Raw genomic sequence first — 24,011 nt, 5'->3', positions numbered from 1 at the left:
GGCGTACTACGTATAGACGTAGGGGTCTTAGACCCTTTAATTTACGATAAATCTAATTTTATCAATCAGACTTTTCGTCTATTACCCATACACCAAATTTAGATACGTTTGCCCTGTCCCTATACCTTTGTACCCTTTATTTCTCCATAGCTTGTTGCAGTGCAAAGCGATGTTGCTGTGCATATGGAACGTATGTACTAGTAGAGTTTGATACCCCGTTTGCCACAACTCCTAGTAAGTTTAACCTGCTCAGCATGGCTGTCGCTTGCGTAAGTTGGGTTCTAGTCACCCTACCAATGCTGGCTACCATAACCACGCCACGACACGATGATGCCGTAAGCATAGCATCCACTAAGCCAAGAACTGGAGTGGCATCTATAAGTACCAAGTCATAGTTCTCCTCAAATGTTGCCATAAGTTGCTGCATCCGAGGGGAACTCAACAGATTAGCTGGATCAGCAGGCGTTGGTCCAGCGGTTAAAATATCGATGTAAGATGAGCCTGAGGACTGGATACTAATTTGGTTGGGTAGAGAGACGTCACTTGTTAGTAAAGTAGAAAGCCCCTGTTCGTTGGGAAGATTCAGTTGTTTGTGTAAACTGGGATCGCGTAAGTTGGCATCAATCAGCAGTACGCGTTTATGTAAACGAGCAGCACTCATTGCTAGACCCAATGCTAGAGCTGACTTACCCTCATCTGATAAAGCTGAGGTAATCATCAAAGATTTGAAGGAAGAAACAGAGTTCAAAAGTTCAATGTTTTTATAAATTAGGTCTAGCGATTCCCAACGTGGTGGAGATTGCAATACCTGAATTGTCCAAGGAGCTGGGACTTGTGGCTTCCCTAAAGGTAACTTGATAACTGATTCTCTATTTTTAGCAGGTGGCAACTTGGGAGTTGTTCCCAATATCGGTAGCGCAACCTGCTTCTCCAACTCAGCTGTGGTGTGAACTGAATCATCAGCCGCTTCACGGACAAAGGCAGCAATACCTCCTAACATCAACCCAACCACCGCACCCAGCATCAGGTTCTGCTGCAGGTTTGGACCTAACTTGTCACCGGGTTGGGGTTGTTCCACAACTTCCCAGTTAAATCCTCCCTTGGCAAGTTCTTGTCGCAATTTCTGTTCTGCTTTCAAAAGTTCCTGGTATCTTTCGCGGCTAAGTTCTATTTGCGGCTGTAAGCTACCATAGCGAGCTAAAATTGCGGGAAATTTTGTGAGTTCCTCACGTAGTTGTTGCTCTTTCTTCGCCAGAACTTTGTCTTTAGCGCTTAAAGACACTATTGTGGTTTGTGTATCCACCAATTTCGCAGCGAGGTTGAGGTCAATTGCGCTCTTCTGTCCTTGTTGTAAGAGAGACGGTGCTTGGCTACTAGCTTGAGCAGACTCTCCCCCTAAGGTTCGTCTTTGCTCTTCCTGCAATAATGCTTTTTGGCTTTGAAGTTGAGCTACCAACTTCTGCACGTTCGGAGCTTCCTCTGTAAAACGCAAGCGTTCTTGTGCTAAAGATAGTTCTGTTTTTTGGTACTCGTTCAGTAATGCTTGGTAGCGAGTAGACTGGCTCAGACGAGCTTCAACGAGGGCATTCTGTGGAGTACTTTGAAGTTGATCTTGTAATTTTTTATACGTAGCTGCTGCTTCTTGATACAGAGAACGAGTTGTGCCGCGCTCTTGCTCAATCCTGGTCAATTCGTCCTGTTTGGCTTTCGCCTGTGTCTCTGGATCTATTAATTTCTGAGATGTGCGAAACCTTTGCAAGTTAGTCTCAGCCTTTCTCACTTCATCGCCTACTTTCTTTAACTGAGCGCTGATAACTTTCAGACCATCTTTTAAGCGCTTGTCCTGCTGTTCGATGTTGTACTCTAGATAAACTTCTTGAATTGCATCCAAAACTTCATGTGTTTTAATTGGATCTTTATCGGTATATTGCACCTGAAATATTTTAGTAGCAACATTATCTTCCTTGTTTTTGATTTGACTTAAAACTAAAGCGCTTTTCAACTGACCTACGGTCATGTCTGGATACTGGGGCTTGAGTAGATTAACTGCTTTTTGAAGCAGACCAGAACTTTGCATTAAGCTCAGTTGGGTTGCAGCGTCTACCTGAACAGTAGGGTCGGTAAACTGACTGTCTACACCACTACCACCTTCTTTCGTTCCTTGATAGTTAGGTTCTACCAACAGCTGCATTGAGCTTCTGTAGGTAGAAGGTGTCCTTTTTGTCATCACACCTGCAACTGCAATACAAGCCACAAACGCTGCTAAAAACCAAGGAAATCTACGTATTAAAACCCCAAACAGTTGTCCGTAACCCTGTTCTGACTCAGTAACTGGATTTACATATGGACTTAGGCTGCTCTGAACCACCTTTACTATCCCTCAGCTAACAAATTAATTGAATAATGTATTTACGGTACAAGCTTGTTCAATAACTTGCTCGACCTTATTAAAGAAAGCCTCCTCTGAAAAGTTGGCTACAGCATGATTACGAATGTTTCCGTAATCCCAATAGATTTCCCTGGCTTCTAGTAGTGCAGCTTGCAGTGATTCGGGTGTTTGCCTCTTAAAAAAGACTCCTGTTTTACCAGGTATCTGAGTATCTAACACCCCACCCGCTCCAAAAGCAATGACAGGTGTTCCACTGGCATTTGCCTCTACTGGAACTAATCCATAATCTTCTAGGGCAGCAACTATAACAGAGTTGGCTTTAGAAAACAACTGAGTGCGTTGTGTATCAGTTACGTGTCCTAAAAACTCAATATTGCCTAATGCTTTGGACTTTAATCTCTCTTTTTCTGGACCACTTCCTGATATCAGTAACCGCCATCCCAGCCAGTTAAAAGCTTCGACTATTATATCAAGACGCTTGTAGCTGATCATCCGAGCTGAGGCAAGATAAAAGTCTTCTTTTGTATCTGAAAAAACAAATTTACTCGTGTCTATCGGATAGTTAATAACAATGGCTTTTTTGCCGTAGGTATTTTTAATACGACGGGCGACAATGCTGGAGTTAGCAATGTAAAGGTCAGGTTCCTGTGCACAGGCAAGGTCTACCTTTCTCATAACTTGAAAGACTTGTTCGATTAATGGAGCAAAATATCGATAGTCTCCGTACTCCCGTAAATAAGTTTCTGTATCCCACAAAAAACGGGTAACATTATGGCAAAAGCAGATGTGGCGTGCGTCTCGGTTCTTTCGCACTGCTTTGGCAAAGCTGGTGCTACTGCTGATAATGAGGTCGTATTCTTGCAAATCTAAGGCGCGAAAGGCTGGAAAATAGAAAGGAGCCATCAACCGGAAATACTTTGCTGCTCTCGGAATATTTTGCAGAAAAGTTGTGTTGACAATACGCTCACCTAAATCAATGGTTTGTTCGGGATCGTATAAGGAAGTAAAAACGTCTGCTTCAGGGTAGCGTTTGCAGAGCAATTCAAAAACGCGCTCTGCTCCTCCTTTTTGGGTTAAATAATCATGCACTAAGGCAATTTTCATATATTTTTTCTGGATTTACTTTATAGAATTATCTACAAATGATAAGTGGATTCTGAACATTGCACCCACACTTAAGAGTTGACAGAATATTTTGCCAGTCTCGTATCTTCCACCTATTTGTTCCCAAGATACTAACAAAATATTAAAACGTTATTTTTCAAATGTTAATTTTTAATAAATATTTCGTAAGGATGAAACAAAGAAGTCAGTAAGCCAGTGGGTAGACTAGGAACTTGAGTTTTATAATGGCTAATTGCTTGCTTTTTTTGTTCATGAACGGAATCGATACACAGTCGGTAAGAATGAGCTATATACTGCAAATATAACTGGAAAGGCAATAAATTGTACCAGAATATCCAGATAGGGTATTGCAATAGCTCTATCTGAATTCCGGATTGGGCGATCGCCGCCTGAACGACTTCATAAGTTGACTCATGATCTGGGTGACCATCTTTGCTGTGGGGTACGTAAACCTCTCCTGGTTGAAAGGATTTCAAGAGTGCAACTAAATCGTCAATTAACTGTTGACGCTGATGATTGTTAAGTTGTGCTAAGGAACCATCGGTGTGACCCAGAAAGTGTGCTTCCGATTGTTCTACACCCAAATTATCCAGGGCGCTGATAGCCTCTTGCTGGCGAACCTGGATAATTTCTTCCGGTTTAATCGACTCGGGTCTTCCGTAGCGTCCATCTGTCAGGAATACCACCTTAACAGGTATTCCTTGCGCTCTTTTGAGAGCAATCATTCCTCCACAACCTATAGTTTCATCATCTTGGTGTGGAGAAAACACTAGGGCTGGTTTGTCACTAACTGTGATTGGTTTGCTTTTAACTCGGAAAACCCAGTTAAAGAATTTACTATTAATATTTCGGCTTTTATAGTCCACCCTAGCTCGAAGCTCTCCTAAAAAAGGAATTTTAGACATGAATCAATACCTCATTTTTCATAGAATGATTTTTGATAATTTTTTCGATCGTCTTCCTATAATTTTCTGTAAACTTTTCTTTGGTATGATTTTCTCTAACAAATTCCCAAGATTTTCTTGCCATCTCTTTTAGCTTGTTTGCAGGCAAATTGGAAATATTTTGGACTTGCGACTTAATTTCTTTGATTGAATTTTCTTGTAGGATGACACCGTAGTCTTCTTCCACATCTACGCTAGCTTCATAGCTGACAATGGGTATTAAACCTGCATGCATACAATTAATCACGCTGCCACCACCACCTTCTGAACAGGAAGGATAGACAATGCCAACGCAGTTGTTGAGGATATTTTTAAACTTATCACTGTTTAGATCAATCCATCCTACAGTGTGAATGTTAGGGGTTTGATAAAGTTCCTTATAAAAAGCTTCTACAAAATCTTCTTCTTTAGTAATTGGTCCGCAAATGGTTAAATGGTAATCAGGCATTTGAGCAAAGGCTTCCAATACTAAGTCTAATCCTTTGTGAACTAGACCGTTACTGCCAAACCAGAGAAAATTCTTGCGGCAAGCGTCAAAATCTTTTTCTTCTAACCATGGATAAACGACTTGTGTAGACAGGGGAACGCGATAGAGCGGTTTTTGTGCATATTTTAGTGTATTCATAGTAAATTCATTGCCCAAAACAGTGGCACAATCAGCATGTTCTAGACCTTGATTAGGTCGCTCATTTCTTCGAGGAAGGAGAGTCACACCTCGCCTTTGCTGTAGTGCTAACAGCCTACTGGCTTCTGCTGCATTCTGGAATAAAGTATTAGCCGTGTCAGCATGAAAGATTTTTATACAATCTTTGTTGAGGAATGGGGCACATCTGTCCAAGTTCCAACGAGTTTCTATAAAAAATGCATATTCTTTTTGAGGTAGAAAAATATCGTTGTAAAATTGGATAACATCGACACAATAACCCATGTCCAGAAAAGTTTGCGCCATCTGGTAACATTCCCAATAATGGGTGTGGGAATTTGGGAGAGGTTTGCCTGATTTTAAGAGAAATGGCTCAACAATGTATGAGATAAGTACGTTACCGACAGCAGGCTTATCTGGCTGCAGTGAAGCCTTTAGGCGCATCTTTTTGCGACCTTTGATTTTATTTCCTAGGCGATTAACGATGCTAACTGTGCGTTGAACTAACTTGGTTGCCATAGATTCACCTGTTGAAATCGTGACAAATAATGTTTGGAATACCATCAACTTATCGAAATAGAATCTCATAACCTTCGCATAACTTTTGCATAAGACTAGAGATTCTTTACTACTCAACCTATGGCTTTTTTGCTACCAAAGTCAACACCATAACATCAAGTATGGGTTGACTTCGGTTAACCTAGTTACCTAAACTGCTGCCAAAGTTTTGGATTGAGCGAAATAGGCATTTTGCTCAGATCGCAGTTTGTCGCACAGTCTACCTTCAGGCAGTTCTACGTCGTCATAGGTGAGAACTTGGTCTTTTGGAATATCTCGCTTGAGGCGACATCCTTCCGCTAAACCAATCGGCAAGAGGTTTTGCTCTTGGACAATGTTGGACTTTTCGCATTGACCGTAAGTCATGTAATAGCCGATGCCATCTAGGGTTTCTCCAGCTTTTAAGTCGATTTTGGCAGTGGTGACAACATCTACTAAGGGACCTCCCAAAGGACTTAAGACGTAATCTTGGAAGAGGACAGCGCGAGCAACAGACAATGGCACCTCAAAGTGACAGAGGTGGTAAGGAGTATAAAAGCTGTAGAGCGGTCCTTCACCTAACTTGTACAGGTTGAGGTAGTGTTGTTGCTTGGGGTCGTCGTGAGTTCCAAATACAAATACCCCTGGACCTGGTTTTGCGCCAACGACGTAATCAACGATGCCGCCCAGTTCTTTGAGTTGTTCGACATCATACATTTTGGTCATTTCATCGACATGACCGTTAAAGTCGTATCCCAGCATTCCCCGTTTGGCAACTGTCATACCTGTGGCATTGGCAACGATCGCCTGCTCAAAGGAGATTTTTGTGCCATCGGCAAAGCTGGTGACCATATGAGCTTTTTGACCCCAACGTTTGGCAAATGCTTCCTGTGTGGTGGGATTGCGATAGGGGTCTTGTAAGCCTTTGATGTTACCACACAACAGCGGAGTTAACCCTATACTTTTTACAAAACGATAAAGGTTCAATTGCACCCCTGGCTGATCGCCATCGCAAGCGGTCAGGATGACTCCTGCTTTGTCGGCGTAAACTTTGAGAATGGGACCGATGGTGCCATCGAGTTCCGCGTTCATCATGATGACATGCTTGTGATGAGCGATCGCCTCAAGCACGACATGAGCGCCAAATTCTACCGCACCTGTGACTTCAATCAGTGCATCGATACCTTCGGCACGGCACAGTAACATTGCATCTTCTGTGACTGCGTACTGATTATGGGCGATCGCGTCTTCTAATTCAGCGACGGTAGAAACGACTTTGTAATCTTCAATTCCTGCTTCCGAATATGCTCGCTTGGCTGCATCAACACTTCGGTTGGAGATAGCAACTAACTCCATACCAGGCACGGAATTTTTAATTTGATTGGCAATTCCCCGTCCCATAAAGCCAGCACCAATCATTCCAACTTTGATGGGGTTACCTGCTTCGGCGCGGGCTTGTAAGGCGCGATCTACAATAATCATCTGGTGAAACTCCTGTGTTGATATTTGCTTGTTAGTTGTTAGTCGTTAATTATTAGTAGTTTGCCCACTGATCACTAAGAATTAAACATTTCCCCCAACGGTCATCATTGTCATCAAAGGCCAATTCTGATCTTTTTCGGAAATTTCAGTCACTTCCACAGGCCATTCAATATTGAAAAATGGGTCATTATAGCGCAATCCCCGCTCATATCCTGGTGTGTAAAACTCACCAACCTGATACACAACTTCTGCCCCATCTGTAAGTGCTTGATAGCCGTGAGCGAACATTTCTGGAACATAGAAGGCGCGACGGTTTTCTGCGGTGAGTTCCACACCGACATGTTGAAGGTAAGTAGGAGATTCAGGACGCATATCAATAATTACGTCATAAATAGCGCCTTGGGTACAGCGAATTAATTTCGTTTCTGCTGCTGGCGAAATTTGATAATGCATTCCCCGCAGGGTTCCTTTTTTGTGGTTAAAAGACAGATTGCATTGGGCAACCGTTGGCTTTAAACCATGCGCCTCAAATTCTTGAGCGCAGAAGGTACGGGCAAAGAAACCACGATGGTCGTGCTTCTCTTCTAGGTCAATGATGTACGCGCCTTTAAGTTCGGTTTCGGTAAAAATCATGGGGAAACTCTCCTTGAATTATGACTACACAGTGGCACTAGGTAATTCCTGATTTACCTTCGTGTTGTTTGCGCCTACCTGTTGGGTAGGCGCAAACAACACGAAAAAATTCTCAGGGGGGGGACAACGGCACTATCTAAGAACTCTCACTGAATCAAGTTCTTGAGATAAATCTGGTTTGGCAAAAGTATCATCCCAGTACTGGGTGCAAAGCTCTGGTCGTTTCGGTGGGTTTGCAGTGTAAACAAAAAATAGTGCTGGCCTTTCTTCTGTCCGTAGGGTTCCGTGGTGTAAAGCAGTTTTTGGGTCTGTAAAAATGACCGTACCCGCAGGTCCCGGACATGATTTCCATTTGTGTTGTGGGATGACTTCCTTAAGCTGTTCATCAGTGATACCTATGTAGCCTGAGCGCCAAAGCTTGTAGTAAATCCGGTAATAATTTAGGGTGGACAAGGAGGTCAAAGATAGCGGAACATATTCAAAAGGACCGTGTTTTTCTTCTACGTCGGTCAAATAAATAATTATTTTGACCATCCGGCGGTCTTCTGAGTCTTTATGCCATAGCAGTGTGCCAAACTGATTTTCGTTGGGAAGGTCTTTGCGTAAATGTACGCCTTGAAAGGCAATAGGAAGACCGATGTAATTTTCGATAATGTTAAGCAGCTTTTGTTCCCGACCCCAGTAGGAAAATTCTGGTAAGTCTGTCACTGTGTAAATTTGTGGCAGTCTTTGGGTTAGGTTGCTATTATTTGCATCCTTCATTCTAGATAATTGAGTCTGAGATGCTTGGAGAAGATCAGATGTAGAACCTAACCCCAACTTCTCCAGAGTTGTCACGTAAACTCCATCGCGTTTGAGAGCATCGACAATGACGCGATCGCCTTCTTCCAGAGCAGGCAATTTTCCTGCATGGTTCAAAACTGCAGATCTATAACCTAACTCAGATTTCAGTTCAGATATTCTGTTTATAATAGTTTTAAGCATGGAATAACACCTTCTAGTAAATTTGGTTTTTTCTTGGTCATTGATTTGCCGCTTAGCCTGGATATTTTCCTAAATTTTGAGCAGGTGCCTTTGTTGTTTCTGCCATTTTTAATTCTCTAGTAGCTACTGCGTCAAAAACAGACATACCTACTAAACCCAAAAAGGGAACAATTGTCTGGATGGCGAACACAGGCCATCTTCTTAAAGCACCTAAGAAAACCTTCAAGTTAGCTTCTTTAAAATTCTTCAAAATCATCCTACGGCAAAATTGCTTAGAGTATCCGTTCTCCCCTAGTTTCATCACAACTTCAGACTGGTGTTTATATTGCATTAACAGTGCTGATTTTGGATCTTTTTGCCAATAACTTACACCAACAATACATTCAACGTAGGTATCTTTAGTAACAATTATCCTACCATTAGCAGCACAATAACCAGCTAAATATGCTAAAGATATCCAGTTGTTTTCAGCTTCTTGCCAGATTTGAAGACCGCGTTGTACCAACTCAGTGCGGTATACCGAAGCAGTTAGAAAAATGACTGCGCCAACACTTTTGGCAAAACAGTGTTCAAATATAGCTTTCCCGTCACCATTCCCATCTTCACTATCAACGTCAAACCAACGGTTACCCACTATTGTCGGTGGGTGTACTGGTTCACCTGTGATTTGGTTACGACCAGAAAAATTGAGGAATAATAATGATAAATCCTCATGTTGTTTGAGTTTGCTGATCACATAAGGAACTGCTCTATCTTGAATGGGGTCATCATCACCAATTGTCCAAACATATTTGGTTGTTGCGGACTTTAAGCAATGAATGATATTCCGCATCACACCAATATTTTCAGAATTTCTGCTGGATTTAAATGTGATATGACTGAGATTGGTTTGCCACTTTTTAATGACCTCTTGAGTTTTGTCAGTTGAACAATTATCTGAAACAAAAATTTCACAATCAGATTCAAAGCCAATGATTGCTTGAGCAAGCCATGCTAATTGCTTATCAAGTCGTTCGGCACGATTATAAGTAGGAATGGCAATAGTGAGTAATTTATTCATGGTGGAATGTACATAATAGTGATTGGGTAGCTCTGGATTTTGCATATGTGATTACCTGCTATCGGTGATATAGCAGGTTATTATATATCTGCTTGGGGTGCAAAATTATTTTGTAAACAGTCTTATTTTTTATTGAAAAATTTTATTAGGTAGAGACACAGTTATGATATAATTAACCCCTGTTTAAAACACTTGGTAGACGAGATAATTCTGATAGAATCGAATCGCTGTTTACAGAAATTTGAAAACGAAAACCGTGGTTGCAGATGAAATCTACATTGGTTAAAACAGTTTGATTGTTCGGAATGTTCACCTTGGGTTTATAGTCCACAGTTAATAATTCAAATTATCTACTATACGTAGAACTTATTTAACTAATAAATTTTGAACCCAAACTGTGAACTATAAACTTTTTTTGATGAACATCACCGTTAAACAATCGGATGGCTTTTCAGCCATTATGGCACTTTACTTACTCCAGAAGAAATCTTTGTCAATTTGCTGAGTACGAATCAGATACTCTAGCTGCTTTAAGCGAGTGAAGCCTCTAGATAAGAAAACCTCTTCAGTCATATCGATTTGCAAGAACAAATCATACAACTGCTGCGCCCCCCGCTGTGCATTCCAATCACACTTAAAGCCAGGTAGAACGGTGTTAATTTTCTCGAAAGAGACCCGATAACTGCGATTGTCTGCACCCTGATCGCCAAAGCTCAATTTGCAATCAGGGAAAACTCCAGCAACAATTTCGGCAATTTCTTTGACTCGATAATTATTTGCTGTATCTCCTACGTTGAAGATTTGGTTGTGTACGATATCACGAGGAGCTTCCACTGTGCAAACAATTGCTTTGCAAATATCCAGCGCGTGGACGAGTGGACGCCAAGGTGTACCGTCACTGATCATCTTGATTTCTTTGGTCGTCCATGCCAAACCTGCTAAATTGTTTAAAACAATATCAAAGCGCATTCTGGGGGAAGCACCAAAGGCAGTAGCATTCCGCATGAAAGTGGGAGAGAAGTCATCATCAGCTAGTGGCTTGACATCTTGCTCTACTAAAGTTTTACATTCTGCGTATGCGGTTTGGGGATTAACCGGAGATTCTTCTGTGACATCACCTTCGGTAGCGACGCCATAGACACTGCACGAAGACATATACACAAAGCGACGCACACCTGCTTCTTTTGCCAATGTGGCAAGACGAACTGAACCTTTATGGTTAATTTCGTAAGTGATGTGTGGTGCGAGCTGTCCAGTGGGGTCATTCGACAGTTCAGCCATGTGAACTATGGCATCAACACCTTCTAAATCCTCTACGGTGATATGGCGAATATCTTTAGTGAGAGTTTTGGCTGTGACCTGAGTACCGTTGTACAACCAACCCACTTTATAAAAACCGGTGTCTACTCCGATAACTTCATGTCCCCGTTCGATTAACAAGGGAGGTAATAAGCTACCAAGATAACCTTCAGTACCAGTGACTAGAATTTTCATTGTTTTCAATTCCTATTGAAGTTCGATTTCATGTTCTAAATGAATTACCCTAGTGAGGTACGGTGCGTCACTCTGGTTAGGGTAGTTTGGGCGATCTAGTTATGATGTATTGATGGCAGCATCAATTATCGCCTCCACTCACCTTGTGTACATCTGTTATGCACCGTAACACATCATTTTTAAAGTTTTGAGGTTGTCAACGATGTTACTTTCATAAATTTTCTCCAAAGCCGTCTGCAAATGGTATCTCGCCAGCCAGACCAGTTTGTCATGTCAAGATATTGGAAGAACAAATTTTTTTTTAGGATGTTTAGATTCTTCTGACAATCCCGCATACCAGGCTTTGGGAGAATTTGTGAAGTGAATAACGCCGCAACTGTGAAGCAGTTGGTTATACCTATTCTCCTTAAGTTTAGGTATTCTCACATGAAACAATGCCTGTGCTAGATGAAATTAAATAATAAATAATGCTGCAAAAAAATGTGGCAAAAAAGCACAGGCAAACACAATATTTAGAGTTGACTGACTACAGCTTTGAGATGCGATTGCTCAGGAATTTGGGCGACAATTGCTTTGCCAATTTCGATGGAAGATGTTGCTGCTGGGGAAGGAGCATTGCAAACATGGACGGAGTTTTGACCTTGAACAATCAAAAAGTCGTCCACCAGTTTACCATCGTTCATCAGTGCTTGTGCGCGGACACCAGCGTGGGTGGGAACTAAATCTTCTTGTTGGACTTCAGGAATGAGTTTTTGCAAACTTCTGGTGAAGGCTGCTTTACTAAAGGAACGAATGATTTCCTGGATTCCTTCGTCAGCGTGTTTGGCTGCGAGTTTCCAAAAACCAGGATAAGTCATGACTTCTGCAAAATCACGCAAGTTAAAGTCGGTTTTGTTGTAGCCTTCGCGCTTAAGGCTAAGAACTGCATTTGGTCCAGCGTGTACGCTGCTATCAATCATGCGCGTAAAGTGGACACCTAGGAAGGGAAAATCAGGATTGGGAACTGGGTAAATCAAACCTTTCACCAGATAGCGTTTTTCTGGTGTGAGTTCGTAATATTCTCCCCGGAAAGGAACAATTTTTGCTTTCGGATCGGCTTTACCCATTTTGGCAACGCGATCGCTATGCAATCCAGCACAATTGATCACAAAGCGAGTTTCAAAAGTACCAGTGTTAGTTTCTAATACCTGATGGTTGCCACTGGTAACTATTTTTTCAACCTTTGTATTGAGGCGCAGTTCTCCTCCTTGCTGTTTAATGATTTCAGCATACTTGAGGCAAACTTGCTTGTAGTTTACAATACCAGTGGAAGAAACGAATATTCCCCCAACGCAAGTGACATGAGGTTCAATTTCTTTGACTTCCTCAGGAGAAATTCTCTTAACGTCTATGCCATTTTCAAAACCTCGCTTGTAAAGATTTTCTAGGCGAGGCAACTCTTTTTCATCAGTAGCAACTATCACTTTGCCACAAACTTCATGGTCAATTCCATGTTCTTGGCAAAATTCCACCATTGAGAGACAACCGTCACGGCAGAATTTAGCTTTGAAACTTCCCGGCTTATAGTAAATGCCAGAATGAATCACGCCACTATTGTTGCCGGTTTGGTGAAAAGCCCAATTGCTTTCTTTTTCTAAAACCAAAATGCGAGCATTGGGATAGCGTTTACCTAAAGCCATCCCGGTGGAAAGACCAACGATTCCTCCACCTATTATCGCGAAATCATACATAAGTCATCTACTGGGAATATAAGTGTGAAGAGCCAAGAATGAGAAGTGAAAAATGAAGAATGACGAAGAAAAAACAAGAGCGATAAGCGAAGAATTATTTTTTATCTTCTTTTTTTATCACCATAATTTCCAAGGAGCCTTACCATTCTTCCACAGATCCTCGAGGTAATTTTTATCTCGTAAAGTATCCATCGGCTGCCAGAAGCCATTATGCTTATAAGCAGATAGCTTTTCCATTTCGGCAAGCTTTTCCAATGGTGTCTGCTCCCAAACAGTGGAATCATCAGCGATTAAATTGATGACTTCAGGCTCTAGCACAAAATAACCACCATTAATCCAAGCTCCATCCCCTTCTGGTTTTTCCCGAAAGCTTGTGATTTTTGTTTGTTCGTGTCCTAAGACAAGAGCACCAAAGCGTCCTGGTGGTTGGACTGCTGTCATTGTTGCTAAACCCTTTTGTTCTTTGTGAAAATTAATGAGTTCTGCAACATTGATATTGCTTACACCATCACCGTAGGTGAAGCAAAAAGTTTCATTGCCAATATGCTCTCGGACTCGCTTCAAACGTCCGCCGGTCATTGTATTATCACCCGTATCTACTAGGGTGACACGCCAAGGTTCTGCGTAACCCGAAAGCACATTCATCTGGTTAAATCGCATATCAAAGGTAACATCTGACATATGTAAGAAGTAGTTGGCAAAATACTCCTTAATGACGTAACCTTTGTAACCACAGCATATAATAAAGTCATGTATGCCGTAGGTGGAGTAAACCTTCATAATATGCCATAATATTGGCTTACCGCCAATCTCCACCATAGGCTTGGGTCTAACGCTAGTTTCTTCACTTAGGCGTGTACCAAGCCCTCCAGCCAAAATTACTGCTTTCATGGGATTATCTCTAGGTTTTCAGGTAGATGAGTAATCAACTATCTTAGGATTGAAGAGAGAAAAATTGATTTCTCAATTTTCTCAGTATATAATCTAACTGCAAAATCGCACTTAAGTATGAAGATCAGATAAATAAATCTATCTTAAGTGTGAAAAAATGAATAAGCTTTGTAAGTACGTGAAACTTAGAGATAACAGTATTTAGGCAGTTTCTAAAAAATACAAAATAACCGACTCTTACTATTTCAAAATGACAATAAATAAGCTGCTATATATAGCGTTTTTCAAATGATTAGATTACAAATTGTAAGGTGGACATTGCCTATAAAAACTTACGTGAGCAATTTTTGAGGTATTGGTGAGCAATGCCCACCCTACGGAGAACCGCTGTCATTGTTCAAAATACAAAAGATAATAAACAGCAAAACTGTTAAGCCTCGTGGTGGAACAGCTTAATTTTCTCTGCAATTAACTTGTTTTTAGTACAGAATTGCACAAGTTTTTTTAAAAAGTTTTATCAAAGAGTGTGGTAGACACATTCGTAACAAGCCTACTCTCGCTTAAAGCTTAATTATGAGCTATAACGCTACATATTTAGGAAAAACTGACTTGTACCAATTCTCCATGAAGAACCACTTAATATTTATTAAATCAACCACCAAAACGCCAAGTACGTTAAGAATCAAAGAGTAAGTATTAAGTGCTTTTTTTAGAGAGAATTGGTATTAGTTGCTTTGTTGCGATAGATTTGTGGTTTGCAAAAAAGTATCACATTTATTTTCAACGACAACACAGATGCTGCTTAATGCTTGTTGATAATTATCCATATCCTCTTGTTCGAGAGATATTTTGGCAGCTGTTTGTAAATCATCAACTGCTTGCTTATGGTACTGACTAGATTTGCCACCTCCATATTGTGCAAGTTCGTAACGGACAATGCCTCGTTTTAGATAGACTTTTGCCAGTTTTGAATTGATATTCAATGCTTGGTTAAAGTCCTGAATTGCTTGTTTGTATTCTTGCTCAAAATCGCTGCTATATTGAGCAACTTGATAACGCACTAAACCTCGCTGAAAGTATGCTTCTGCCCTTGAAGAATTAAGGTTCAGTGCCAGGTTGAAGTCATCAATTGCTTTTTTATATTCCTGTTGAGAATCGCCACTATATTTAGCAATTTGGGAGCGAACAATACCCCGTCTGATGTATGCTTCTACTTCATTTGCATTGAGACGCAGGGCATTGTTATAGTCTGCAATTGCTAAGTTATATTCTCTATCTGGATCGCTGCTATATTCGGCAAGCATATAGCGGGCATTACCGCGATTGACATAAGCTTTCACTTCATTAGGACTGATGCCAATTGCTTGATTGTAATCAGCAAGTGCTGCTTCGTACTCTTTTAGGTTGTAGTGAGCATTGCCACGGTTGACATAAGCTTTTGGATGTTTTGGCTCTTTTTGTATTGCTTGACTGAAATTTTCAATGGCTTTTTCGTAGTCTTTGACTTTGTATGAAGCATGTCCCTGCTTGTAGTAATCAGCAAAATTTTTATTCTTGTTAATCTTATCTTTTGCCAAAGAAATCAAATTTTGCTGAGCGTAAGGACTTTCGGCAATAAAGGGGCGATTTGTAAATTTAACCATTAAATCCAAATACCCTAAAGCACCAAAAAGACCAACTAAGCAAAAAACAATAGGGTATAATTTCCGCTTTTTAGGAGGTTTATAGTAGGAAATATTTTGCGGAACAACTGGAGGGCGAGAATTCGTGCGGGTAAATGGAATGGCTGGTTGCGGTGTGCGAGGAACTTGAACTTGGCGTCTTTTGGGTTGTACTCGCGGTTGTAAATGTTCTCTATTTGCTATTGCTTTTATAGATGGGAATGGATCACGTCCACCTAATCGCAAAGTACGTTCGCACCAAGGACATTTGTCCAAGTGGTTGCTATAGCGATGCTGCGGGTTGACAGTACAGGTGATTAAGGAATTTTCGGCATCAGCAAGCGCCGTGAGCCAAGTTTGAGCGCTGGGGCGTAGCTGCGGATCGTTGTGACTCTCCTCAAAACAACGTACAAACAGTTCCTGCAAGCTTAGGGGAAGAATATCCCAAGGAGGTGCAATCGGTGTGGGAATGTATGGTACGCGCCGCTTGAGACTGTAGGTAAAATGTCCTGCTGCAATGCGTGCTTCGTATGCTGGAGGTTCACCAGCTGCTTGATAAATGCCTGAAAATGGGTGTGTGCCTTCCATCAACAGTTGAAAGATCAGCACTGCTAACCCAAACAGGTCGTGGGTAAAATTGCGATCGCACTGAGCAAAGGTTTTGTTTTGAAGTTCTGGTGGCGTAAATTCTGGTTTCCCTACATGACACCGATAAACGACTCCACTCTTTGGGTCTTGTACCTGGAATGAATCGGTGTCTACTATTGTCACCAATGCCGTGTCACTGACAAGGATATTTGACTCATTCACATCGCCAACACAGTACCCACTGGCGTGCAACGCCGCAAAAGCCGAAGCTAGATTGCGAGCTGTGCGGATTAAGTACTGATAGTTGAATAAAGGACAGTGCTGGCGGCGAGTTCTAGGATTATAAAAGTCGATGATTGGACGCATTCCCTGAATGCGTGGCATTAAAAACCCTATCACCTGAGTGCTTGCATCCGTTGAGTGCAACAACTCAATCGGCCATGCTATTGAAATATGCCCCAAGCTGGCGGTTGGGTTTTCCGGCGGGTGGGCAAGCATCACCTGCAATTTGCGAGCTTGGGCAGGTGTTGGCTTGTGATAAACTTTTGCCACCAAACCAGCATCTGTTGGCACTGTGTATATACACGCTTCACCGCCTCGTCCCAAACTTACGGTGAGGTTGATGTTATTAATTTTTTGGTTGGGAAGAGAACGTAGTACCTGCATGATATAATTTATGGATACGTTATAAATGTATACACTTTTGCACAGACGAATTCTCCAATCAATTGCTTAAAGCAGCAATAATTAATGTGAGATCATCATCTGTACGTTGGGTAATCCGATCCGAACGCAGAAACCTCACCAACTGTTCCTTTGCCACTGTCTTATCATCAGCATTCGCTGTAAAGTCAAACAAAGGAAGGAAGAACGGTTTATGAGGCGCACCCACAGCCATATTCATCGCAAGCATTTGTAGTCCATCAGTAAGGACACCAACGTTGACTATCGCTTGACGCCATACCCTAAGTTGAGCAGCATCTAAGGCTGTCGGCGAGGTCAAAAAAACTGTCTCATTAATATATTCTCCACTATCAGGCGTAGTCAGTGCAATTAGGTTTCCCTGAACATCTCTCGCTACCGCCACACCATCCCCTATTTGTGCCACTGCTACAACTTCTGGGCTCGCGACTGCAATAATCAAAGTACTTGCTAAATCCAATGGCTGCTTTTCACAAGCAACAGCTTCTTCCTCAACAGCTTTTTTGGCAGCGATTATTGCCTCAAGCAAAAGCGATCGCACAGCATCATCATCGACTAAAGTTCGCCCTGAGATTTCTTTGATTGATATGTTTTCTATCGCTGTTTCCACAGCAACCATTGCTCCCAGCTTACCCATGCTTGCAGATCCAGCTCCATCTGCCGCTGCAACAACCAAAATATTATCTGGCAAAATCTGCCAGTGGTGAGCATCCTGACACAACTGCTTGTTCTTTAAGTGGCTCGTACCACAGACCGATGCGGCTACTACCCGCCAATGAGGTATCTGTCTAGAAGTGTTCATATGAGAGTCTTCCGTTGCTGCTCTTTGGATGAGCATTGCGCCATATCATTACTAAACAGAACCCCAACCAATTGGCGGTAGTGCCACCTGTTCCTCTACCTTGGAATGAGAAACAGCTGACATACTAGCTGAGAGCCAAACAAACATTTCAACAAAATTGAGCCCTTCGAGTCTTAAAGGCGTACGTACAGCTATTTGACTTAAGCGTGTCATGTTCGCATTGTCTACTCCAACAGTAAAAAATGCCACACGCTTACTCGCTTCATCTGCGTGCAAACGCCGCGCTGCTTGCTCTACAACATCTTCAAACTCGCCTTGCGGCTCACCATCAGTAATCATGAATACCCAAGGACGATAGTAAGCAATGCCGTTGCTGCGATACTGAGCTTTGCGGTCTTGGAGCAGATCCAAAGCTTTATGAATTCCAGCACCCATCGTAGTCAGTCCTTGTGCTGTCAGTATCGGCGGACTGAATTGATCAGCAGTCACAAAGTCTTGTACTACATTTACATGACTATCAAAAGTAACTATTGCTACTTCCACCCTCCTTGCCGCCAAGGAATTTTTCGTTAATTCTTCCTTGAAAGTCTGCAACCCCTGATTCAATGAATCTATTGGCATACCTTGCATTGAGCCAGATGTATCTAGGAGAAGTACACAAGGACAACGGGGTTCTGGGTTTTCCGCAAACTCCACTACTTCGTCAAGTTTTAATGTATCATGCATAACTTTTCGTGTTATGTTATAGTCCAAAGCGAAGCTTTCCTTTTCCTCAAAGTATATAGTTTATAGCACCAACGAAACTATATGTAAGTTGTTTAATCCTAGATAGTTTACTATTTGTTAAACAAAATTCTGCTGCTAATTTTTTTACAAATTTCTGAAATCTTACCAGAGACATATCCCTGTCAAACTCAACCAACTAGGAGTCGGCATTGCCTACTGCGAAATACAAGCAAACTTTATACATAACACGTATAGAATACAATAAATTAGTACCTCAGCTGACAGAAAATTTTAAAGATTCGATGTAGAAAGGTAGGATTTTAGATAAAAGCAATTAACTAGAGTTCATAAAGTCAGTACGATAGCTACGCCTTCGTTACCTTGCTTAATTAATTAAAATTGAAATAACTTGAAAAATTCTTTGGTTAGCTATGTTACGGGAAAATGTAACATACTAGCTATAATGTTACCTCTACACCTTGTAATATATGTATACAATATCATATTCTAAGAATATTTCTTTATAGGGAAATATCGAGGTAAACGAAATACCTTATTTACCGATAAGAAAGAAAATTCAAACAATCGGTCTTATTTTCCAGTAAATCTCTAAAGAAATGAATAATTTTGGCACATTCACCAAACTACGTCCCCTCAGTTTATTGAGACACCTATCTAATTGTTCTGAGAGTACTTGTTTACAAGTCCTTAGCAACTCCGTTTCCTGGTCAATCTATTTAGAACAGGGGAGAATAACTTATGCAACCCATTCAGTCGAACCCTTTGACCGACTTGAACGTCATTTGCGTCGCCTGAGCCATCATGTTCCTAACATCGTCCCTGAAGTTCGTGTTCAATTACGTTTGATGTTTGAACCAGACGCAAAAAGTCAGTCAGTTGAACATAAAAATCATACCAGAGAACAGTCAATTCCCCCTCCACTCCCTCCTGAGTACCAAGCAATTTGCTGGTTAGTTAGTGAACGATACCTACATTCTACACAAGCAGCTGTGCTGATCCAAGAATTGGTCAAAGAAGTGCTTGAGCCATATCTTTTAATCAAGCATGGAACTTTTACATTAAAAGATTCTCATTATCGAGTTCCAACCATTTGCAAGCTGGATGTAGAAAAAATTGTGGAACGCTGCCAACAAAAGTTGCAGAATTGGCAGTCATTAGGTCCCCAAATTTCTTCTCCTTATCAGCGTCCATATTTGTTAATTAAAACCACAAACAGTCCAAAGAATTTATCAGGAATAGACCCTCAGTTAACTGAGTGGATGAAGGGTTTTAGTCTGCGGCATCTGTCAGTGATTATGAATCAAGACGAAGTCCAACTGGCTAGAATATTATACCCTCATATTTTAAATGGCACAATATTATTGCATGAACCAGACCCTCCCTTTGATAAATTACCAAAGACATTTCCAGATTTAGAACAAGCTTCTACTTATGTCGCCCAATCAGCTAATACTAAACTAGTTGATTCTGCAGTAGCATCAAGTAGCACCATCTCCAAAGATAAGCCCACTATTTCTGTTGAGAACAGAGTTACTCATCAGCGACCAACGCCGATTTCTCCTCAAAAAGAACAAGTTCAAGAATTAGCAACATCTCAATTTAATAATAATAACAATAATAATAATGGAAACTCGGGACATGATACACAAACTCCTGCTCATTCAAGTCATCGGAAAATCTATACAGTTGTTTCTGTAGATGATAGCCCCACCATCCTTAAAGAAATTAGCCGCTTTTTAGAAGATGAAAATTTTTCTGTAGTGACAATAAACGACCCACTGAAAGCAGTTATGTCGATTATTCGGCATAAGCCAGACCTAATTTTACTAGATTTGAATATGGAAGGGATAGATGGTTATGAATTATGCCGTATTGTCCGAAATAATTCAATGTTCAAAAAAACTCCCATAATCATGGTAACGGGAAACAAGGGATTTATTGACAGAGTAAAAGCAAGACTTGTCGGGGCATCTGGATATTTAACTAAGCCTTTTTCTCGTGCAGATTTACTGAAAATCGTGTTTATGCATTTGGCTTGATGATTGCAGTGATTAGTTAATAGTCAATCGTTAAAAAAACTGAAATTAGGATGTAAGGAAACGCTTTCTATCCTTATCTTATTGCGTAAAAATATTCTATTTTGTAACTTTAAATTCGATTTTTATATTTCAATAAGTTATAGCCAAATGACACGCTTGTTAAGACCAAACTCTTGTGCTGACTCGTTAAGAGTTTAATCCCTTAAGTCTTCTAGTTCTCTGGATATAGATTTGAGTTGTTGTGCTGACAAAACCTGATTGGCACTTTCAAAAAAGACTGATAGATTGCCTAGCCCAAGGTGTTCGTATACACTTGCTTGTAAAGCCATTTCTAATCGGTCTAGTTGGCGGACAAACTGTGATTCAGCAGATTGCCCCTTTTCGTATTCTTCCCATAAATCAATCCACTTTAATCCATTGGGAAGTTTACTTAGTACTTGAATAATAGACTGCTTTTCTAATTGATATTTCTGATTTGTTTCAATTGCATCTTTTGGAGTAAAATCCCCTGCATATATTTCTCCCAAATCGTGTATTAAAGCCATACGAATAACCTTGGTTGTGTCTAACTCAAGGTGATATTCATCAGCTAAAAATAAAGCTAATAGCGCAACACAAAACGAGTGTTCGGCTACACTTTCACAATACTTTGGCTCAATACCGTGCTTTAACCAACCTTGACGATACAGATGCTTAAGATGATTAAACTCAAAATAAGCTTCAATAATAGGCAAAGTTTGCTTGCCGTCTAAAAGAGTAATAGGTAAAGCAGCTTTTGTGTGCATGATTTCAAGTAAACTATAAAAACCTACAGGGGACAAGCATTTGCTGTTACTTGCACAGAATAAGTTTACTACCAGTTCCTCTCTTTACGATTGTTGGATTTTGAGTACCTAAAAGAAGTGGCTGTTGCCTTGGTGCCCATAGTTCTGAATTTTTGCTTAAGTACCGTCGCAAGTTTGGTGTCTGCAAATGAAGACCTTGTCCCAATACGTGAGGAATTTGGTGGAATAGTTCTAGAATAGTCTGTGCATTATTATTTAGCTTAGATTTCAGACAAGGCAACACTTGACATGCGTATCTCACTGAAATGGTTGCAAGAATTAGTGGAGTTGAAACTTAGCCCAGAAGAACTAGCAGAAACACTGACATTAGCTGGGTTTGAGGTGGAAGATATTGAAGATCGTCGCACTTGGGCTTCCGGTGTTGTTGTGGGGAAAGTGCTTGAACGCCAACCCCACCCCAACGCTGACAAGTTGAGTGTTTGCCAAGTCGATATCGCTACGGGTGAAACTTTAAATATTGTCTGTGGTGCTTCTAATGTCCGGGCAGATCTCTATGTCCCAGTAGCAACCGTAGGTACTTACCTACCAAACATTGATTTAAAAATCAAACCTGCAAAACTACGAGGTGTTCCGTCTCAGGGGATGATTTGTTCGCTGAAGGAACTGGGTTTACCTAGCGATGTTGACGGAATTCATATTTTTACGCAAGAGAACCTGCAAGTTGGTAGTGATGTCCGTCCACTTTTAGGTTTAGATGATGTCATTTTAGACGTGACTGCGACTGCTAACCGTGCTGACGCCTTGAGTATGGTTGGCATAGCGCGGGAAGTCGCAGCCCTGACAGGGGCAAAGCTGACGCTTCCCGAACCAGGTGAACAGACGCATGGTACGTCTCTAGAAACGTTTCCTCTAGCTTTAAAAATCTCTGATACGCAAGCTTGCCCAGCATACATTGGCACAGTAATTGACCAAGTAAAAATTGCACCATCACCTGAGTGGCTGCAACAGCGGCTGCGTGCTGCTGGAGTGCGACCGATAAATAATGTCGTGGATATCACGAACTACGTTTTGTTGGAATGGGGACAGCCGTTGCACGCTTTTGACCGCGATCGCCTACAATCGGTTGCTGGTAGTGACAGTCTGACAATCGGTGTCCGCTTCGCCAATGCTGGGGAAACTCTCAAAACCCTCGATGGACAAACTCGCACTCTATCTACCCAAAATTTGTTAATCACCGCCAATAATAAACCTGTGGCGCTGGCGGGAGTCATGGGTGGCGAAGAAACCGAAGTGCATGATGGGACTCAAAACTTGGTATTAGAAGCTGCGCTGTTTGATTCTGTGGCAATTCGCCGTTCTTCCCGTAGCGTAGGCTTAAGAAGCGAGGCGTCTGGGAGATACGAACGGGGAGTGAACCGCGCTGAGTTGGAAGTCGCCACACGCCGCGCTTTATCACTGATCAGCGAACTGGCTTTTGGAACTATAGCCACACAGGAAATTGCCGACTCCCGTCCTGATCGTTCGACTTGGACACATTCGATAGAACTGCGTTTAGACCGAGTCAATCAAATTCTCGGACCAATCGATTTGGGAGAGCAAACAGGTGAAATCCAAGGCGAAGATGTTGAACGCATCTTGAGAGCACTAGGATGTCAGGTGACTCCCATAGATGATCGTACCTGGACGGTTTCTGTACCTCCGTATCGTTACCGCGACTTAGAACGGGAAATAGACTTAATTGAAGAAATTGCCCGTCTCTACGGCTACGATAAATTTTATGACACCCTACCAGAGAAGTCAGAAGCAGGTTATTTGCCCCTTGAGCAAGAACTGATACGCAAGTTACGAGCATCGCTACGGGCGGAAGGATTGACAGAATTAATACACTATTCCTTGGTAAAACCAGGGGAAGACAGACAAATCGTGCTAGCAAACCCGTTGTTTGTCGAATATTCTGCATTGCGAACCGATTTGATATCAGGATTGATTGATGCGTTTCAATACAATTTAGAACAAGGCAATGGTTCGCTGAACGGCTTTGACATTGGGCGAATTTTCTGGCATGAAGAAGGTTTGCAAGAAGCAGAAGCCATTGCTGGGATTATGGGAGGCGATATTTCCAATAGCAAGTGGACAAGAAGCAATCGCGAGCAACCTATGACTTGGTTTGAAGCCAAAGGTATTCTAGAAAGTGTCTTTCAACAACTTGGCTTGCAAGTGGAATACCAAAGCGATCGCAGAGATTCTCGCTTGCACCCAGGACGTACCGCTTCCCTATGGATACGAGGTAACAGACTTGGTATCTTTGGGCAACTGCATCCCCAACTGCGGCAAGAAAAAGGCTTACCAGATTCAGTTTACGTGTTCCAGTTGGATCTAGATGTGCTTTTGGATTCTCTCGACGAAGATGAAATTTTAGTACCGCCATTCAAGCCTTACTCCACTTATCCAGCAGCAGACCGAGATATTGCTTTCTTCGCACCTGTGAAAGTGACAGTTGCTGAAATTGAAAAAGCAATTACCAAAGCGGGCAAAGATTTGCTAGAGTCTGTGGAATTGTTTGATGAATATCGCGGTGAGAACGTGCCCCAAGGACAGCGGAGTTTAGCATTCCGTTTGATTTATCGAGCGAGCGATCGTACCCTCACGGATACCGAAGTTGAACCAGTACACAACAAAGTCCGCGAAGCCCTAGTGGAGAAATTTGGTGTTAGCCTAAGGAGTTAACACACAAGAGTGAAGAGAGAAAAATGAAGAAATTTTTTGCTCTTTCTT

General features: G+C 41.6%; 17 protein-coding genes. 2 read left to right on the top strand and 15 right to left on the bottom strand.

Annotated features, from left to right (window positions below):
* Positions 1-136: 136 nt before the first annotated feature.
* The 14 genes from ACM0OZ_RS11010 to ACM0OZ_RS10945 form a co-directional block, all read right to left on the bottom strand.
* Positions 137-2,368 (bottom strand): GumC family protein, encoded by a 2,232-nt coding sequence (locus ACM0OZ_RS11010; protein ID WP_414582867.1) that lies wholly within the window; start codon positions 2,366-2,368, stop codon positions 137-139.
* Positions 2,369-2,392: 24 nt separating this feature from the next.
* Positions 2,393-3,493 carry a glycosyltransferase gene (locus tag ACM0OZ_RS11005; protein ID WP_414582866.1) on the bottom strand — a complete coding sequence of 367 codons (1,101 nt, stop codon included), beginning with the start codon at positions 3,491-3,493 and terminating at the stop codon, positions 2,393-2,395.
* A gap of 164 nt (positions 3,494-3,657) precedes the next feature.
* A complete protein-coding gene (locus tag ACM0OZ_RS11000) occupies positions 3,658-4,419 on the bottom strand; it encodes a PIG-L deacetylase family protein (protein ID WP_414582865.1) in 762 nt (253 codons plus the stop codon).
* Positions 4,412-5,620 (bottom strand): glycosyltransferase, encoded by a 1,209-nt coding sequence (locus ACM0OZ_RS10995; RefSeq protein WP_414582864.1) that lies wholly within the window; start codon positions 5,618-5,620, stop codon positions 4,412-4,414. Before ACM0OZ_RS10995 ends, ACM0OZ_RS11000 begins: the two co-directional genes overlap by 8 nt.
* A gap of 189 nt (positions 5,621-5,809) precedes the next feature.
* The gene (locus ACM0OZ_RS10990; RefSeq protein ID WP_041032155.1) at positions 5,810-7,120 is read right to left on the bottom strand and encodes an NAD(P)H-dependent oxidoreductase; all 1,311 of its coding nucleotides are present in this window, start codon (positions 7,118-7,120) and stop codon (positions 5,810-5,812) included.
* Between the two features lie 81 nt (positions 7,121-7,201).
* Positions 7,202-7,753 carry a dTDP-4-dehydrorhamnose 3,5-epimerase gene (gene rfbC, locus ACM0OZ_RS10985; RefSeq protein WP_414582863.1) on the bottom strand — a complete coding sequence of 184 codons (552 nt, stop codon included), beginning with the start codon at positions 7,751-7,753 and terminating at the stop codon, positions 7,202-7,204.
* Positions 7,754-7,885: 132 nt separating this feature from the next.
* Positions 7,886-8,737 carry a phytanoyl-CoA dioxygenase family protein gene (locus ACM0OZ_RS10980; protein ID WP_414582862.1) on the bottom strand — a complete coding sequence of 284 codons (852 nt, stop codon included), beginning with the start codon at positions 8,735-8,737 and terminating at the stop codon, positions 7,886-7,888.
* Positions 8,738-8,789: 52 nt separating this feature from the next.
* Complete coding sequence (locus ACM0OZ_RS10975) at positions 8,790-9,797, bottom strand: glycosyltransferase family 2 protein (protein WP_414582940.1); 1,008 nt, start codon at positions 9,795-9,797, stop codon at positions 8,790-8,792.
* Positions 9,798-10,265: 468 nt separating this feature from the next.
* A complete protein-coding gene (locus ACM0OZ_RS10970) occupies positions 10,266-11,291 on the bottom strand; it encodes an NAD-dependent epimerase/dehydratase family protein (RefSeq protein WP_414582861.1) in 1,026 nt (341 codons plus the stop codon).
* 512 nt (positions 11,292-11,803) lie between these two features.
* Positions 11,804-13,021 carry an L-2-hydroxyglutarate oxidase gene (gene lhgO, locus ACM0OZ_RS10965; RefSeq protein WP_414582860.1) on the bottom strand — a complete coding sequence of 406 codons (1,218 nt, stop codon included), beginning with the start codon at positions 13,019-13,021 and terminating at the stop codon, positions 11,804-11,806.
* A gap of 117 nt (positions 13,022-13,138) precedes the next feature.
* Positions 13,139-13,912, bottom strand: coding sequence for a glucose-1-phosphate cytidylyltransferase (rfbF, locus tag ACM0OZ_RS10960; protein WP_414582859.1), 774 nt, complete (start codon positions 13,910-13,912; stop codon positions 13,139-13,141).
* Between the two features lie 725 nt (positions 13,913-14,637).
* Positions 14,638-16,827 carry a tetratricopeptide repeat protein gene (locus ACM0OZ_RS10955; RefSeq protein WP_414582858.1) on the bottom strand — a complete coding sequence of 730 codons (2,190 nt, stop codon included), beginning with the start codon at positions 16,825-16,827 and terminating at the stop codon, positions 14,638-14,640.
* Positions 16,828-16,885: 58 nt separating this feature from the next.
* The gene (locus ACM0OZ_RS10950) at positions 16,886-17,665 is read right to left on the bottom strand and encodes a PP2C family serine/threonine-protein phosphatase (protein WP_414582939.1); all 780 of its coding nucleotides are present in this window, start codon (positions 17,663-17,665) and stop codon (positions 16,886-16,888) included.
* A gap of 51 nt (positions 17,666-17,716) precedes the next feature.
* The gene (locus tag ACM0OZ_RS10945) at positions 17,717-18,391 is read right to left on the bottom strand and encodes a vWA domain-containing protein (protein WP_414582857.1); all 675 of its coding nucleotides are present in this window, start codon (positions 18,389-18,391) and stop codon (positions 17,717-17,719) included.
* Between the two features lie 617 nt (positions 18,392-19,008).
* Between ACM0OZ_RS10945 and ACM0OZ_RS10940 the strand changes: the two genes are divergently transcribed.
* Positions 19,009-20,451, top strand: coding sequence for a response regulator (locus tag ACM0OZ_RS10940; protein WP_414582856.1), 1,443 nt, complete (start codon positions 19,009-19,011; stop codon positions 20,449-20,451).
* A 194-nt stretch (positions 20,452-20,645) separates the two neighbouring features.
* Here ACM0OZ_RS10940 and ACM0OZ_RS10935 read toward each other — a convergent pair whose 3' ends face one another.
* Entirely contained in the window at positions 20,646-21,236 is a 591-nt protein-coding gene (locus ACM0OZ_RS10935) for an HD domain-containing protein (RefSeq protein ID WP_414582855.1), read from the bottom strand.
* 288 nt (positions 21,237-21,524) lie between these two features.
* Here ACM0OZ_RS10935 and pheT point away from each other — a divergent pair, with 288 nt between their 5' ends.
* Positions 21,525-23,963: a phenylalanine--tRNA ligase subunit beta gene (gene pheT / locus ACM0OZ_RS10930; RefSeq protein ID WP_414582854.1), complete on the top strand. Its 2,439-nt coding sequence runs from the start codon at positions 21,525-21,527 to the stop codon at positions 23,961-23,963.
* The last annotated feature ends 48 nt before the right edge of the window (positions 23,964-24,011 follow it).

This window comes from Scytonema sp. PCC 10023 (assembly GCF_963920835.1).
GTDB lineage: Bacteria > Cyanobacteriota > Cyanobacteriia > Cyanobacteriales > Nostocaceae > Kalymmatonema.
Note: the sequence above shows the minus strand (reverse complement) of the source record. Positions and strands in the feature narration are given on the sequence as shown.